A 14,855-nucleotide genomic window follows, 5' to 3' on the forward strand; every position below is an offset into this window, starting at 1 on the left:
ACTACTTTCTTAAAATAAATTTTGTATCTCCTGTGCTTAATGGCTCCATATCAACAGTGGCAGTTTCGCTAAAATGATCGATACTGCCTTTAAACAATCCTAGTGCTAAATGCTCCATTTTTCTTGCAGAATGGTAAGTGAGCACTAATTCCGATTCTGTGTAGTTGATCACTGAAAACCTTGGCAACTCAGCATCCGGATACAATTTCAACACCTCCGGATGAATGTAATTATCAATTTTTGAAAGGAAGGCGAACAGTCCGGCATCTCGATTGATCATTTGAGGATACGATTTTGCCAACATAGCAAACAAATACTTTCCAAATGCTTCTAACAGGTCGGGAATGGGAATACCGGTATTATTACTTAAGGATACCACCAAGTTCACGATCTCCTTATGATCATACGTACCTACCGAAGTATATACACCTTTTGACTGCAAGTTCGATTCGTTTACGATCTTACTGGCTGTTACAAATCCAAACTGATTCTCAACCATTTCCAGAAAACCCGTGAATACCATTCCTTTCATATGCTTGCTATTTTGTTACTAGTTCGCCGGCTTGAATCATCCGGTACAAAGTCGATTTCCCAACATCTAATTTTTTCGCAACCAATAATACATCGCGATCGTACTTATCTAAAAAGTATTGAATAATATCCACTTCATACTCTTTCAGCGACTTTTCTTTCGCCATGATATTATTAATGCTATTGCTGTTTTGAACACTAATGTTTTCGGGTTGAATGGTCTCTGCATCACTTAAAACCACCGACAATTCCATCACTGACTTCAACTCACGCACGTTTCCGGGAAATGGATAATTGAGTAACTTTTGTTGCGATTCTTCACTTAACGATTTTTTCTCCATTTGGTTCTCCTTGCAGAACTGGTCCACAAAATGTTTTGCCAAAAGCAGAATATCTGTTCCCCTTTCCCTTAAGGCAGGCAAAGAAATAGGTAAACCGATCAAGCGATAATACAAGTCTTCCCGAAATCGTTTCGCTGCCACTTCATCCAATAAATTCCGGTGAGTAGCTACAATGATGCGTGCGTTAATCTGCACCACTTCATTTCCCCCTACCCTTGTGATCTCTCTTTCTTGCAATGCTCTTAACAACTTAGCTTGCAAGTTGATATCTAATTCGCCAATTTCGTCTAAGAAAAGTGTACCATTATTGGCTTCTTCAAATTTTCCAATTCTTCTAGTAACGGCTCCTGTAAACGCACCTTTTTCGTGACCAAACAATTCACTTTCAATCAGATCTTTTGGAATAGCAGCCACATTTACGGCAACAAAGGGTTTGTTCGACTTATCGGAATTATAATGAATGGCTTTCGCAACCATTTCTTTACCGGTACCGGTTTCACCTGTAACGGAAACCGTAATATTACTCTTAGAAGCTTTTTCGATGAGTGCAAATACCTTTTGTATGGGGTCACTCTTACCAATTAAAAACTTCGAAAAATCATATTTCTTTCCAACTTGTTCTTTCAATTGTTCCACCTGTTGTTTTAAACCATTGATCTCACTCAAGTGCATCAGGCTCTTCCACACATGGTCTTTTGTGTCCTCGTCTTTAACAATATAGTCAAACGCACCGCTCTTTAGTAAGTTGATGGCAGTACCCACATCTTCCTGCCCGGAAATAATGATTACCTGAATATTAGGATATGAGTCTTTGATCTTCTTCAAAACCAAATCTCCATCCATATCCGGCATGGAATAATCAAGCGTTACTACATCAGGCAGTTCGTGTAATTTAGAAAAGAACTCCTTCGCACTTTCGAATCGCTTTACTTCAAAATCGGGGTTCAAGGAAAGGTAATGTTGAAGCATGGACCCATACCAGGTATCATCTTCAAGAATAAAAATTTTAAGGTTATGCGTGTTCTTCATATTGGATTATTGCGCAACCTTCTTAACGAAGGGTCGGATTGATTTATTCCCAAAAAAAGACAGTTTCCCGATCCTTGCAACAACTTTATTTCAGCTTCATAAGTTATTAATTATCAAAGGATAAAGGTTTCCACTTATGGGAGCCGAAGTAGTGATTTACTGCTTGCTAACAGCCATTGAAACACGAATTCCTATCTTTGAAACATGAGCTTTATCAGAGAAAAACTAGTAGAAAAATTCAATGCCGAATACGAACGATTGAACGATCAGCAAAAAACTGCCGTTGACGCCATAGAAGGGCCCGTAATGGTAATTGCCGGACCCGGTACCGGAAAAACGCAGATTCTTGCCTGCCGCATCGGAAACATCCTTTTGAAAACAGATGTAAACCCTGAAAACATCCTTTGCCTTACATTCACCGATGCCGGTGTAATAGCCATGAGAAAGCGCTTGCTGCAATTCATTGGACCCGATGCCTACAAGGTGAACATCAATACTTATCACTCCTTCTGCAATGAAATTATTCAAGACAACCTATCACTGTTCGATAAGACCTATCTCGACCCCATCTCTGAGCTAGAACAAATCGAACTCATGAAAGAACTCATCGACGGTTTTAAAAAAGGCAATCCTTTGAAAAGATACCGTGGCGATGTGTATTTCGAAACCAAATCCCTCCTCAGCCTTTTCTCTACCATGAAAAAAGAGGGATGGACTCCCCAGTTCCTCAATGACGCCATCGACCGGTATATTAATGATCTTCCTTTCAGAGACGAAAACATCGCCAAAAAGGCCGTGGGCAATTTCAAAAAAGGAGATGTAAGAACCGATAGAGTTGAAATCGAAGTAAAGAAAGTTGAAAAGCTGAGAGCGGCCGTCAATGAATTCGAACGATTTCAAGAGGCCATGCGAAAAAGAAATCGATATGATTTCGACGACATGATCAATTGGGTGATACAAGCATTCAAAGAAAACCAATCCCTATTGCTCGAATACCAAGAAAAATATCAATTCATATTGGTAGACGAATACCAAGATTCGAGCGGTACTCAAAACATGTTAGTGTCCCTATTGATCAATTATTGGGAGCAGCCGAACATATTTGTAGTGGGCGATGACGATCAAAGTATTTATCGTTTCCAAGGAGCCAATTTGGAAAACATGGTAGAAATCGCCGATCAATACAAAGCCCAGATTAAGACCATTGTATTGTCGAATAACTATCGTTCAACGCAACCCATTCTCAATATTGCAAAATCATTGATCGATCGAAACAATGAACGATTGGTACAGAAAATTCCGAATCTTACAAAAGAATTGATCGCTTCCAATCCGAAATGGCAGGGCAGTTTTCCTGAACCTAGAATTGTAGAGTTTGAAAACAAGAGAGTAGAACTGATTGGAATTACAGATCAAATTAGTAAATGGATTCAAAATGGTGTAAACCCGGCTTCTATCGCTGTACTGTATCGTGAAAATGCTTTTGGCTCGGAGTTGCAAGACTATCTCAAACTCAAAAACATTCCTTTTTACAGCAAGCGAAGATTCAATTTGTTCGGAATTCCATTGATCAATAAAATACTGTTGCATCTTCGATACATCAATGCAGAATTGGATACACCTTATGGTGGAGACGAGATGTTGTTCGAGTTATTACACGCCAATTGGTACGGCATACCCCCTATCGAAATTGCCAAGATCACTTCTACGGTAGCAGAAAAAAGATACAGTGAAGACGGCAGCAGTTTGCGCAAATATCTATTCGACAAAGCCACGGAAGCGCCACGTGATCTTTTTGCCACCGGTATTCATCCGGGTCTAAAAAAGGCCATCACGCTGGCTGAAAAATTCATTGGCGATGCTTACAATGTCACCTTACAACAATTGTTTGAATCGATCATAAGAGAAACAGGGATTTTGAGCAGCATTATGCAAAGCCCTAACAAGCACCATGATTTAGAAGCGCTCACTTCTCTATTTAATTTTGTAAAAGATGAAACCCATCGTAATCCTTCTTTGCATTTAAAAGAATTTGTAGGCGTAATTGATATCATGGAGAGAGAAGGTATTGAGTTGCCTTTGATGGAAACCAGCGGTTCAGAGAAAGGGGTGAATTTACTCACCAACCATGGCTCTAAGGGATTGGAATTTGAACATGTAATTGTAGCCGGTTGCGATGCAAAATCTTGGGAGAAAAAAGCCAACAGAAGCAAAGGCTTCAAGCTACCCGATACTGTGTTTAGCACTATGGCGGGCAATGCTTCGGAAGAAGAACTCCGACGCTTGTTCTATGTGGCCATCACACGGGCCGAAAAGGAGTTGATCATTACTTATTCAAAAAACAATGAAAAAGGAAAAGCTTTGGAGCCAACTCGCTTCATTGCGGAGATCATAGACAGCAATGGCACTGCCATTGAATCGAGGGTGATAGATCCGGAAACGATCATGGAATACCAGAGTATTCCTTTCAACACCATCATTGCACCTGAAATTGAAAAAATAGAAGCCGACTTTATCGATCGAATATTGGAGAAGTTTACGATGAACGTAACGGCTTTGAACAATTATTTGAACTGTCCGCTCAATTTCTATTTCAACAACCTGGTTCGCATTCCTTCACCAAAAAACGAAAGCACTGAATTTGGATCTGCTGTGCACTTTGCTTTGGAAAAGCTCTTCAAAGGAATGCAAGAACACCCCGCCAATGAGTTTCCGGGTAAGGACCAATTTACAAGGGATTTTGATTGGTACATGCATCGCCATCGCGAAAGTTTTACCCAAGAGCAGTTCAATAGAAGAATGGAGTATGGTCATGAAATACTTTCCACTTACTATGACAACAATATCAGTCGCTTCAACAAAATAGTTGCCATTGAGCGCAACATCCGTAATGTGGTAGTGAACGGCGTTCCATTGAAAGGAAAACTCGATAAACTGGAATTCAATGGAAAAGAAGTGAATGTAGTAGATTATAAAACGGGGGATCCTGAAAAAGCGGATAAAAAGCTGAAAAGGCCGAACGACAAAGACCCCAATGGAGGAGATTATTGGCGTCAGGCGGTGTTTTATAAGATCTTGATTGATCATTATGAACAGAAAGATTGGAAAGTAGTGAGTACTGAATTCGACTTTATTGAACCAACCAACGATAAGAAATCGGAGCGCGCAAAAGTGGATATCACTGCTGCCGATGTAACCACCGTTAAGCAGCAAATTGTGGAGGTTTGGGAGAAAATTCAGGCTCGGGACTTCTATACGGGATGCGGGAAAGCCGACTGCCATTGGTGTGAATTTGTGAAAACCAATAATATGGCGGTAGCGCTTCACGAGCTCAGCGCCGACGGAGAAGAAGATCTTTCTTAATGTTTATGGAAATCTTGACAATTAGTTCTTGGGAAAGACTGTAATTTTACGCCTCTGTTATGAAGAAATTTAGCTGGTCGGTACTGACATCTCTTGCAATCTATTTTTTGAGCATTCCATTTTGGGTAAGCCAATCGGGTTGTGCAAATATGGCACCTCCCTTGGGTGGGCCGAAAGATAGTTTACCGCCGGTTTTGATGGCCGCTAAACCCGGAGCAAACGCCACCAATGTAACCCAGAAAAAAATCAACCTGGTTTTTGATGAGTACGTGAATCTCGACAATATCACCCAAAACCTGATTGTAAGCCCTACGCCTAAAATCAATCCGATAGTTGAGTCAAAATTAAAAGTGGTGACCATTACCATCAAAGACACATTAGAGCCTAATACCACCTATACATTTGATTTTGGCAACGGTATCAGAGACGTAAACGAGAACAATGTTTTGAAGAATTTCCGCTATGTATTTGCAACCGGCGATTCTATCGACAACAATACCTACAACGGCAATGTAATAATGGCTGAAACCGGTAAAACAGACAGCACCTTAATTGCTGTACTGCACCGTAAGAACGATGATTCTACCGTTTCAAAACAAAAGCCTCGTTACATCACCCGATTGGATAAGGAAGGTAAATTTGAATTCAAAAATGTAGCCGCAGGAACGTACTACTTATTTGCCTTTAAAGACGAAAGTGGTACACGTACCTATACCAGCAATCGACAACTGTTTGCTTTTTCGAATGAACCGGTTATCATTGGGAAAACAGCTCCTTTAACTTTGTATGCTTATGCTGAAGAAGAAGAACCGGTAAAGCCTATTGCATCTACAAAAGGTCCGGCAGCAAAAAATGCAGCAGACAAGAAACTCCGTTACGAAACCAATGTCAATGCCGGTGAACAGGATTTGTTGAAGCCGCTGGAAATCTCCTTCAAAACTACTCCGCTTAGAACTTACGACAGTACGAAGTTGCGCTTTTTCAAAGACTCCATGCAGCCAATCAAAAACTATACATTGGTTTCAGACAGCACCAATTCAAAACTCTCGTTGAAATACAATTGGGAAGAAGACACAAAATATGTGATCATTGTTGACAAGGATTTTGCAGTCGACACTTTGGGACGCCAATTATCGAAAACCGATACACTGAGTTTCAAGTCTAAGAAGAAATCGGCATACGGCATTGTTCGTTTGCGCTTTACAAACTTAGACCTCAGTAAAAACCCGGTATTGCAATTTGTACAGTCTGATGCAGTAGTGTATTCTCATGTATTCACCGACAAAACCTTTACCAGTCAGCTTTTCGTGCCAGGCGACTATGATCTTCGAATTCTTTACGACGACAACAAAAATGGCAAATGGGATGCCGGTCAATATTACCCCAATCGCAAACAACCTGAAATCGCCATTCCCATAAAGCGAAAAATTACGATCAAGGCTAATTGGGAGAATGAAATTGATTTGGACCTGTGATCAGGATTCAAGGATTAAAGGATTTTCAGGATGGATAGTCTACCTCCTCCATCTTCCCTCCTCCCTCCTGTACTCCGGCTGTTTCATTATTAATTATTAATTGTTAATTCTTAATTACCGCCCCTGTTCCTCCCCCTCTTCCTTTTCTGTATTTCCTCTCTCCTCCATCTTCCCTCCTCCCTCCTGCACTCCGGCTGTTTCATTATTAATTATTAATTGTTAATTACCCCCCTGTTCCTCCCCCTCTTCCTTTTCTGTATTTCCTCTCTCCTCCATCTTCCCTCCTCCCTCCTGTACTCCGGCTGTTTCATTATTAATTATTAATTCTTAATTCTTAATTTCCCCCCCTCCTTATATCCTATCTTTGCCCCATGCAACTCTCGAGTACATTGTTAGAAAACGCGGTGAATGAATTCTCCAAACTTCCGGGCATTGGGAAGAAAACAGCATTAAGATTGGTGTTACACCTTTTAAAGCAAGACACTGAAAAAGTAAGTGCTTTTGGAGAGGCCATTATTAAAATGCGGACGAACATCAAATTCTGCACCCGTTGTCACAATGTATCTGATAACGACATTTGTTTGCTTTGCTCGAATCCGATGAGAAAGCAAAACATTATCTGCGTTGTGGAAAGCATTAAAGACGTGATTGCGCTCGAAAACACCCAACAATTCAATGGAACCTACCATGTGTTGGGGGGCATTATTTCTCCACTCGACGGAATTGGGCCCGACCAATTGAATATTGAGTCGCTCGCTAACCGCGTACAAAAAGAGGGGACCGAAGAAATTGTTTTTGCCTTAAACCCTACTATTCAAGGAGATACTACCATCTACTACATTCAAAAGAAACTCCAGCCCTTGGGTGTAAAAATCACGACGATTGCCAGAGGGGTAGCTTTTGGCGGCGAATTAGAGTATGCCGATGAGCTTACCCTTGGAAGAAGCCTTCAAAACCGCATGCCCATTGAGAACTATGTGGCCAATAGGTAGTTTGTTATCAATTCAAACTGTTGTACCTTTGCGCAGGCGGATCTGTTTATTGTTCGGCCAGAAACGGAACTAATAAACGTGTTAAAATCTATTTCCGAATTTCTTCACGTTTTTAGCCGTCCGGCATCCGCTCAACTATTGTACACTAAATCCTTTATGAATGGATATTAGAAAAGAACTGGAACAAAGAATTCTAGTGATCGATGGCGCAATGGGTACCATGATCCAACGCTACAAATTGCAGGAAGAAGACTACCGTGGCGATCGTTTCAAAGATTGGCATTCCGATGTAAAAGGCAACAACGATTTGTTGAACATTACACGTCCTGATATCATCACTGCCATTCACAAACAATACCTCGAAGCAGGAGCTGATATTATTGAAACCAATACTTTCAGCAGCACGGTGATTGCCATGGCCGACTACGACATGCAATCACTTGCCTACGAATTAAACGTTGCCGCAGTGAAATGCGCCAAAGACGCCATTGCGCAATACAAAGAACAACACCCCGAAGATACCAAGCCCAAGTTCGTGGCAGGTGCCATTGGCCCTTTGAATAAAACCCTTTCCTTGAGTCCGGACGTAAACAACCCCGGATTTCGTGCGGTTACATTCGATGAAGTAGTGGCAGCTTATTACGAACAAATAAGCGGATTGGTAGATGGTGGAGCAGACATTCTTCTCATCGAAACCATCTTCGATACCTTGAACGCCAAAGGAGCCATCTTCGCCGCTAAAAAATATTTCCGCGAAACAGGTAAAAAAGAACTTCCCATTATGATCTCCGGTACCATTACCGATGCATCGGGAAGAACCTTGAGTGGTCAAACCCTGGAAGCCTTCTACACTTCGGTAGCACACGCGCGCCCACTCAGTGTAGGTTTGAACTGTGCCTTGGGTGCAAAAGAAATGCGCCCACACATCGCTGAATTGTCTCAGATCGCTTCTTGCTTTGTATCAGCTTACCCCAACGCCGGTTTGCCCAACGCAATGGGCGAATACGACGAACGTCCGGAAGACACCGGTCACTACCTTGAAGATTGGGCTCAAGAAGGATTTGTAAATATTGTTGGTGGCTGCTGTGGCACTACCCCCGATCATATCAAACACATTGCTGATCACGTAAAAACGATCAAACCTCGTCCATTACCTATTGTTGAAACAGAACTGAACTAACCATTATGTCAACTGCTACTGTAATAAAACCCTTTTTACGATTAAGTGGATTAGGACCCCTGGTTATTCGCCCGGAAACCAATTTTGTGAACGTGGGTGAAAGAACGAATGTAACCGGTTCGAAAAAATTCGCGCGACTTATTAAGGAAGGAAATTATGAAGAAGCCTTGAGTGTAGCCCGCCAACAAGTAGAAAACGGCGCTCAAGTGTTGGATGTAAACATGGACGATGCTCTTCTCGACGGTGTTCAAGCCATGACTACTTTCTTAAATCTATTACAGAGCGAACCCGATATTGCGCGTATTCCCATCATGATCGACTCTTCGAAATTCGAGATCATTGAAGCCGGGCTGAAATGCGTGCAAGGAAAATGTATCGTGAACTCCATCTCCATGAAAGAAGGAGAAGCCAAGTTCATTGAACAAGCTACTATTTGTCAAGCTTATGGTGCAGCCGTTATCGTAATGGCTTTTGATGAGAAAGGACAGGCTGATACCAAAGAACGTAAAATTGAAATCTGTCACAGAGCCTATAAAATCTTAACTGAACAGGTTGGTTTCGATCCTCAAGACATCATCTTCGACCCAAACATTTTTGCTGTTGCAACAGGATTGGAAGAACACAATAATTACGGTGTAGATTTTATTGAAGCTACCAGAGAGATCATGCGCTTAATGCCGCTCACCAAAGTAAGTGGTGGCGTGAGTAACCTTTCTTTCTCATTCAGAGGAAACGATCACGTTCGTGAAGCGATGCACAGCGTATTCTTATTTCATGCCATCAAAGCGGGAATGGGAATGGGCATTGTTAACGCCGGACAATTGGTGGTATACGATGAAATTGAACCCGAGTTAAGGAACCTGTGCGAAGATGTGATCTTAAATAGAAACAACGACAATAACCAAGCAACCGAAAAACTCATCGCTTTTGCTGAAACAGTTAAGGCAAAAGGGAAAGAAGAAAAGAAAGACGATGCTTGGAGACATACCAGTGTAGAAGAACGCATAAAACATGCGTTGGTAAATGGTATCACCGAATACATTGACGTAGACACGGAAGAAGCGCGCGTAAAATATTCAAAACCGCTCGAAGTAATTGAAGGCCCTTTAATGGCAGGCATGAATGTAGTGGGTGATCTGTTTGGCGCGGGTAAGATGTTCTTACCTCAAGTGGTAAAGAGTGCGCGTGTAATGAAGAAAAGTGTGGCTTGGCTTACCCCTTATATTGAGGCTGAAAAACAAGAAGCTTCGAATGCACCTACTATCTTGTTGGCAACCGTAAAAGGCGATGTACACGATATCGGGAAAAACATCGTAGGAGTTGTATTGGGCTGTAATGGCTATAATATTATCGACTTGGGTGTAATGGTTCCTACCGATAAAATCTTAGATACTGCGCAAAAAGAAAACGTTGACATCATTGGCTTGAGCGGATTAATTACCCCTTCGCTCGATGAAATGGTAAACGTTGCGCACGAAATGAAACGCAGAGGCATGAAGCAGCCCCTACTTATTGGAGGTGCTACTACTTCCAGAATGCACACGGCTGTTAAAATTGCCCCCGAATACAATGAGGGTGTGGTGCATGTATTGGATGCTTCCAGAAGCGTAACTGTTGCCGGTTCTTTGTTGAGCAAAGAACAAAAGACCGATTTTCTGGATACGATCAAAACAGAATACACGACGCTTGCAGAAGATTTCTTCAATAGAAGAACGGTGAAAGAGTACATTCCTTTGGAAACGGCCCGCACACAAAAAACGGCGATCAACTGGAATGAGTTCCAACCATCTACTCCACAATTCACCGGAATCAAACAATTCAAGTCTGTTCCAATTGCTGAATTGCGTCCCTATATTGACTGGACGCCCTTCTTCATCGCTTGGGAATTGCATGGAAAATATCCTGCCATCTTAGCCGATGGTGTAGTAGGCAAAGAAGCTACGAAATTGTTCAACGATGCGAATGCACTCCTCGATACAGTGATCAAAGAAAACTGGTTGGACGCTACTGGTGTAATTGGCTTCTGGGAAGCTAATAGCAATGGTGCCGATACAGTGGTTGTAAAAGATGGAGCTAAAAAAGTAAATCTTGAATTCTTACGTCAACAGATAAAGAAAGCCGCAGGTCAGCCGAATTTATCATTAGCAGACTTTATTTGTCCTGAATCAGAAGGCAAGAAAGACCATATCGGAGCTTTCAGCGTCACCATTCATGGTATTGATGCTCCTATTAAGAAATTTGAGGCGGCACATGACGATTATAATAAAATCATGTTGCAAGCTTTGGCCGATCGTTTAGCTGAAGCCTTTGCTGAATACTTGCATGCTCAAGTAAGAACCAAATGGTGGGGTTATGTGAAAGAAGAAAAACTGAGCAACGAAGAACTGATCAAAGAAAAATACGTAGGTATTCGTCCGGCACCGGGTTACCCAGCTTGTCCGGACCATACTGAAAAATACAAATTGTTTGATCTTTTAGGCGGCGAAGCCACCACCAATATTCAACTAACAGAATCACTTGCCATGTACCCTGCATCTTCTGTTTGCGGATGGTATTTCAGTCATCCTCAAAGCCAATACTTCGGTGTTGGAAAGATTCAGCAGGACCAACTCAACGACTATACTGTAAGAAAAGAGAGCACCACTGAAATAATGACAAAATGGCTCAGACCCATTTTGGAATAACAAACGAAAAACATTTTTACGTGCTAGATTTGCGGCGCAAATCCAAACAACGAATCTTTATGCAGAAAAGAATCATGATGTTAGTGGCCGGTATCCTATTATTGGCTCACACAAGTGTAATTGCTCAAACAAAAGACAAGAAGAAACAAAAAGGTACTTTCTATTTTTCATGGGGCTACAATGCTGAAGCCTACACTAGAAGTACGGTAACGGTAAGTCAGCCTTCTTTAGGCAACTACTACAAACTCAACAACGTTAAAGCTCACAACCGTCCGGGCTGGAACGATGCGCTTTTCACAAAAGCATTGACCATTCCACAGTACAATTACCGGATTGGTTATATGTTCAATAATAAAAAAGACCTTGGAGTTGAAATCAATTTCGACCACACCAAGTACATCATTACTGATGGACAAACCATCCATGTTACCGGTAGAAGAAACAATGCACCTATCGATTCCAACATTGTATTCAATGAAGCCAATGGGTTCTTTTACTTCCTGAACAATGGCGCTAATTTTCTTCTTTTCAACTTGGTGAAGCGTTGGCAAGGCGTGGAGAACAAAGCGAAGACCATTAAGATCGATTACTTTGGAAAAATAGGTGTTGGTCCTGTGATTCCCCACGTAGAGAACAGTTTCTTTGGTCAGAAAAACGATCCTTTATTTCAATTAGGCGGTTGGAACATGGGTGCCGAAGCAGTAGTTCGTTCCACCTTCTACAAACACGTATACCTCGAATTCTCCGGCAAATTAGACTACGCGCGCTATTCGAACCTGAAGATCTACAAAGGTCATGCGAAGCAGGCTTTTGGAACAGCAGAAGCGATCTTGAGTTTGGGGTTTGCGTTTTAGTGGAGTAGTGAGTTGTAAGTTATGAGTAGTTGCTTCGAAACAGAAACTTAATCACAAAAGATAACAGAAATGAAGGATCTTGCGTAAGGCATTTCCTTCATTTTTGCTTGTATAGAACACGTCATTTAAAAAAGACGTTTAAGGAACCAATCTTATTTCGACTAACTTATTCTTTCGACACAAAACTTAAAACTCTAAACTTATAACTCAACTCATTTCTTCTCAAACAACCACCACAGTCTCTTCCTCGGCTTTACTTCATAGTTAGATTTAATATAGGTTCTGATATGTTGCATGGCTTCATCAATATCATCGGTGAGCAATACCAGTTTTAAGTCGTTTTGATCAATGGTTCCTTGCTTGGCCATCACCTTCATGTAATCCCAGAGTTCTTGGTAGTACTCTTTTCCGTATAAAACAATCGGAAATTGTTCAATTGTTTTGGTTTGAACAAGAGTTAGGGTCTCATAAAACTCATCCATAGTGCCAAAACCACCGGGCATGATAATAAAGGCATAGGAGTATTTCACTAGCAAAACCTTTCTAACGAAGAAATAATCAATTGTAATGGATACGTCGGTATAGGGATTGGGCACTTGCTCAAAGGGCAATCGGATGTTGCAACCCACTGAACTCCCTCCTGCTTCATGAGCTCCCCTATTGGCTGCTTCCATTACGCCCGGACCACCACCGGTTAAAGTAGTAAAGCCGGCTTGCGCAATGGCTGCTCCAAATTTTCGAGAAGCAATATAGTAGGGATGATCTTCCTTGAACCGAGCGCTGCCAAAAACAGTAATACAGGGGCCCACAAAATGCAAAGCGCGAAATCCTTTGATAAACTGTTGAAAAACGCGAAAGGCAAAACTCAATTCAAAGGTTCTTTTGCGAGGACCGTCTAAATAGATATGTTCTTTGGGTGGAATTATGGGAGGAACGGCTAATTTGTCTGTATTTGTATCCATAGTAATATTGTAAATTGCCTTTCAATTTAATAAATAATCTCATGCGCATTGTTAGTTATAATGTTAACGGTATCAGAGCGGCGATGAACAAAGGGTTGATCGATTGGTTGAAAACAGATCCGGCCGATATTATTTGTATTCAAGAAACCAAGGCACACCGCGATAATGTTGACTACAAACAATTCACCGATCTAGGCTTTCACGACTATTGGTACAGCGCTCAGAAAAAAGGATACAGTGGCGTAGCCGTTTTCAGTAAAATAAAACCCGACAACGTGATCTACGGTACCGGACATCAAATGAGTGATGATGAAGGCCGCGTTATCCAACTAATATTCGGAAAGATCCGTTTAATAAACGCTTATTTTCCATCAGGTACCAGCGGCGATGAACGTCAAACCTATAAATACCAATGGCTTGATGAAATTGACCAGTATTTACAAGAAGTAAAGAAGCAGCAAGAATCCATCATTCTTTGCGGCGATTATAATATTGCACATACTGAATTAGACATTCACGATCCCAAAGGAAACAAAAAATCTTCCGGCTTCTTGCCTGAAGAAAGAACTTGGATGGATGAGTTTTTCGCGAAAGGATGGATTGACAGTTTCCGTGAAATACATCCGGAACCACATCGCTACAGTTGGTGGAGCCAACGCTTTCCAAGTGTACGACTGCAAAACAAAGGCTGGAGAATTGATTATATCAATGTAACAACACCGTTAAAGAATAAAATTGTAGACGCAGAGATTTATCCCGATGTAAAGCATTCTGATCATTGTCCAGTTTATTTGGAGTTAAAAGACTAGCAGTGCCATTTTGTGCTTTTCCTAATATCAATGGGTCCAATCCGTTTGTTGCAATTGGAATATAGAGGGCAGCCAATCTGTTCGCTTTTATTAGTATCCTAGCCGGATTGAGGAGGCGATCCATACATTTTTGTTTGGCTTCCCACTCCGGAGAGGAAGCATTTTGTTTTGTGATGAACCCAACTCAAGAAATGACTCAACACATTCATTTGTATTATGATCCCGTCCCTAGTATGGAAACAATTCATTTATATTCAACAGAATCGCAGCCTCAAGGAAGAAACAAGCCATTCATTTCATTGGCCCCCGACCCAAGAGGGGTCGTATGGTCGTAGAAAAAAATGATCAACAATGCATTCGACCCTGGAAGGGTCGCATGTGGTTTCACAATGAGCAGAATTGTAATTGTATAAAAATGATCGAAACTCATAAATTGCTTAATTGTTCTAGAAAATCGTTAGATCCATCGCTTTGAAAATTCAACCATCAGCCCATTTAAAAGACAATGGATTACACCTTTTTATGAGGACTCGTTCATACCGCTTAAGAATACGTTAAAATAGCCGGCACTACTCCCATTTCCTCAGAAATGCTTAATTTCCATGAAACCTAACCGTCATGGAATTTGTCCTTGT

11 protein-coding genes are annotated in these 14,855 nt (G+C 41.4%); 7 read left to right on the top strand and 4 right to left on the bottom strand.

The features are described 5' to 3' along the window. Position 1: 1 nt before the first annotated feature. Positions 2-532, bottom strand: a complete 531-nt coding sequence (locus tag ACQ2HE_RS00365; protein ID WP_430895659.1) for a heme NO-binding domain-containing protein — start codon at positions 530-532, stop codon at positions 2-4. 7 nt (positions 533-539) lie between these two features. Further along, complete coding sequence (locus ACQ2HE_RS00370; RefSeq protein WP_430895657.1) at positions 540-1,901, bottom strand: sigma-54-dependent transcriptional regulator; 1,362 nt, start codon at positions 1,899-1,901, stop codon at positions 540-542. A 204-nt stretch (positions 1,902-2,105) separates the two neighbouring features. Between ACQ2HE_RS00370 and ACQ2HE_RS00375 the strand changes: the two genes are divergently transcribed. From ACQ2HE_RS00375 to ACQ2HE_RS00400, 6 genes are all read left to right on the top strand, one after another. Further along, positions 2,106-5,264 carry an ATP-dependent helicase gene (locus ACQ2HE_RS00375; protein ID WP_430895654.1) on the top strand — a complete coding sequence of 1,053 codons (3,159 nt, stop codon included), beginning with the start codon at positions 2,106-2,108 and terminating at the stop codon, positions 5,262-5,264. A 59-nt stretch (positions 5,265-5,323) separates the two neighbouring features. After that, positions 5,324-6,739, top strand: coding sequence for an Ig-like domain-containing domain (locus ACQ2HE_RS00380; protein ID WP_430895652.1), 1,416 nt, complete (start codon positions 5,324-5,326; stop codon positions 6,737-6,739). Between the two features lie 371 nt (positions 6,740-7,110). Further along, a complete protein-coding gene (gene recR, locus ACQ2HE_RS00385) occupies positions 7,111-7,731 on the top strand; it encodes a recombination mediator RecR (RefSeq protein ID WP_430895650.1) in 621 nt (206 codons plus the stop codon). A gap of 160 nt (positions 7,732-7,891) precedes the next feature. Next, positions 7,892-8,911: a homocysteine S-methyltransferase family protein gene (locus ACQ2HE_RS00390; RefSeq protein ID WP_430895648.1), complete on the top strand. Its 1,020-nt coding sequence runs from the start codon at positions 7,892-7,894 to the stop codon at positions 8,909-8,911. A 5-nt stretch (positions 8,912-8,916) separates the two neighbouring features. Further along, positions 8,917-11,595 (top strand): methionine synthase, encoded by a 2,679-nt coding sequence (gene metH / locus ACQ2HE_RS00395; RefSeq protein ID WP_430895646.1) that lies wholly within the window; start codon positions 8,917-8,919, stop codon positions 11,593-11,595. Between the two features lie 59 nt (positions 11,596-11,654). Then, the gene (locus ACQ2HE_RS00400; RefSeq protein ID WP_430895644.1) at positions 11,655-12,449 is read left to right on the top strand and encodes a hypothetical protein; all 795 of its coding nucleotides are present in this window, start codon (positions 11,655-11,657) and stop codon (positions 12,447-12,449) included. 212 nt (positions 12,450-12,661) lie between these two features. Here ACQ2HE_RS00400 and ACQ2HE_RS00405 read toward each other — a convergent pair whose 3' ends face one another. Next, entirely contained in the window at positions 12,662-13,411 is a 750-nt protein-coding gene (locus ACQ2HE_RS00405; protein ID WP_430895642.1) for an LOG family protein, read from the bottom strand. A gap of 41 nt (positions 13,412-13,452) precedes the next feature. Here ACQ2HE_RS00405 and ACQ2HE_RS00410 point away from each other — a divergent pair, with 41 nt between their 5' ends. Then, entirely contained in the window at positions 13,453-14,220 is a 768-nt protein-coding gene (locus ACQ2HE_RS00410; RefSeq protein WP_430895640.1) for an exodeoxyribonuclease III, read from the top strand. A 271-nt stretch (positions 14,221-14,491) separates the two neighbouring features. Here ACQ2HE_RS00410 and ACQ2HE_RS00415 read toward each other — a convergent pair whose 3' ends face one another. After that, the gene (locus ACQ2HE_RS00415; RefSeq protein ID WP_430895638.1) at positions 14,492-14,650 is read right to left on the bottom strand and encodes a hypothetical protein; all 159 of its coding nucleotides are present in this window, start codon (positions 14,648-14,650) and stop codon (positions 14,492-14,494) included. Positions 14,651-14,855: the final 205 nt, after the last annotated feature.

The sequence above is a fragment of the Endoryza foliicola genome (assembly GCF_050589245.1).
In the GTDB taxonomy this organism is placed as follows: domain Bacteria; phylum Bacteroidota; class Bacteroidia; order Chitinophagales; family Chitinophagaceae; genus Endoryza; species Endoryza foliicola.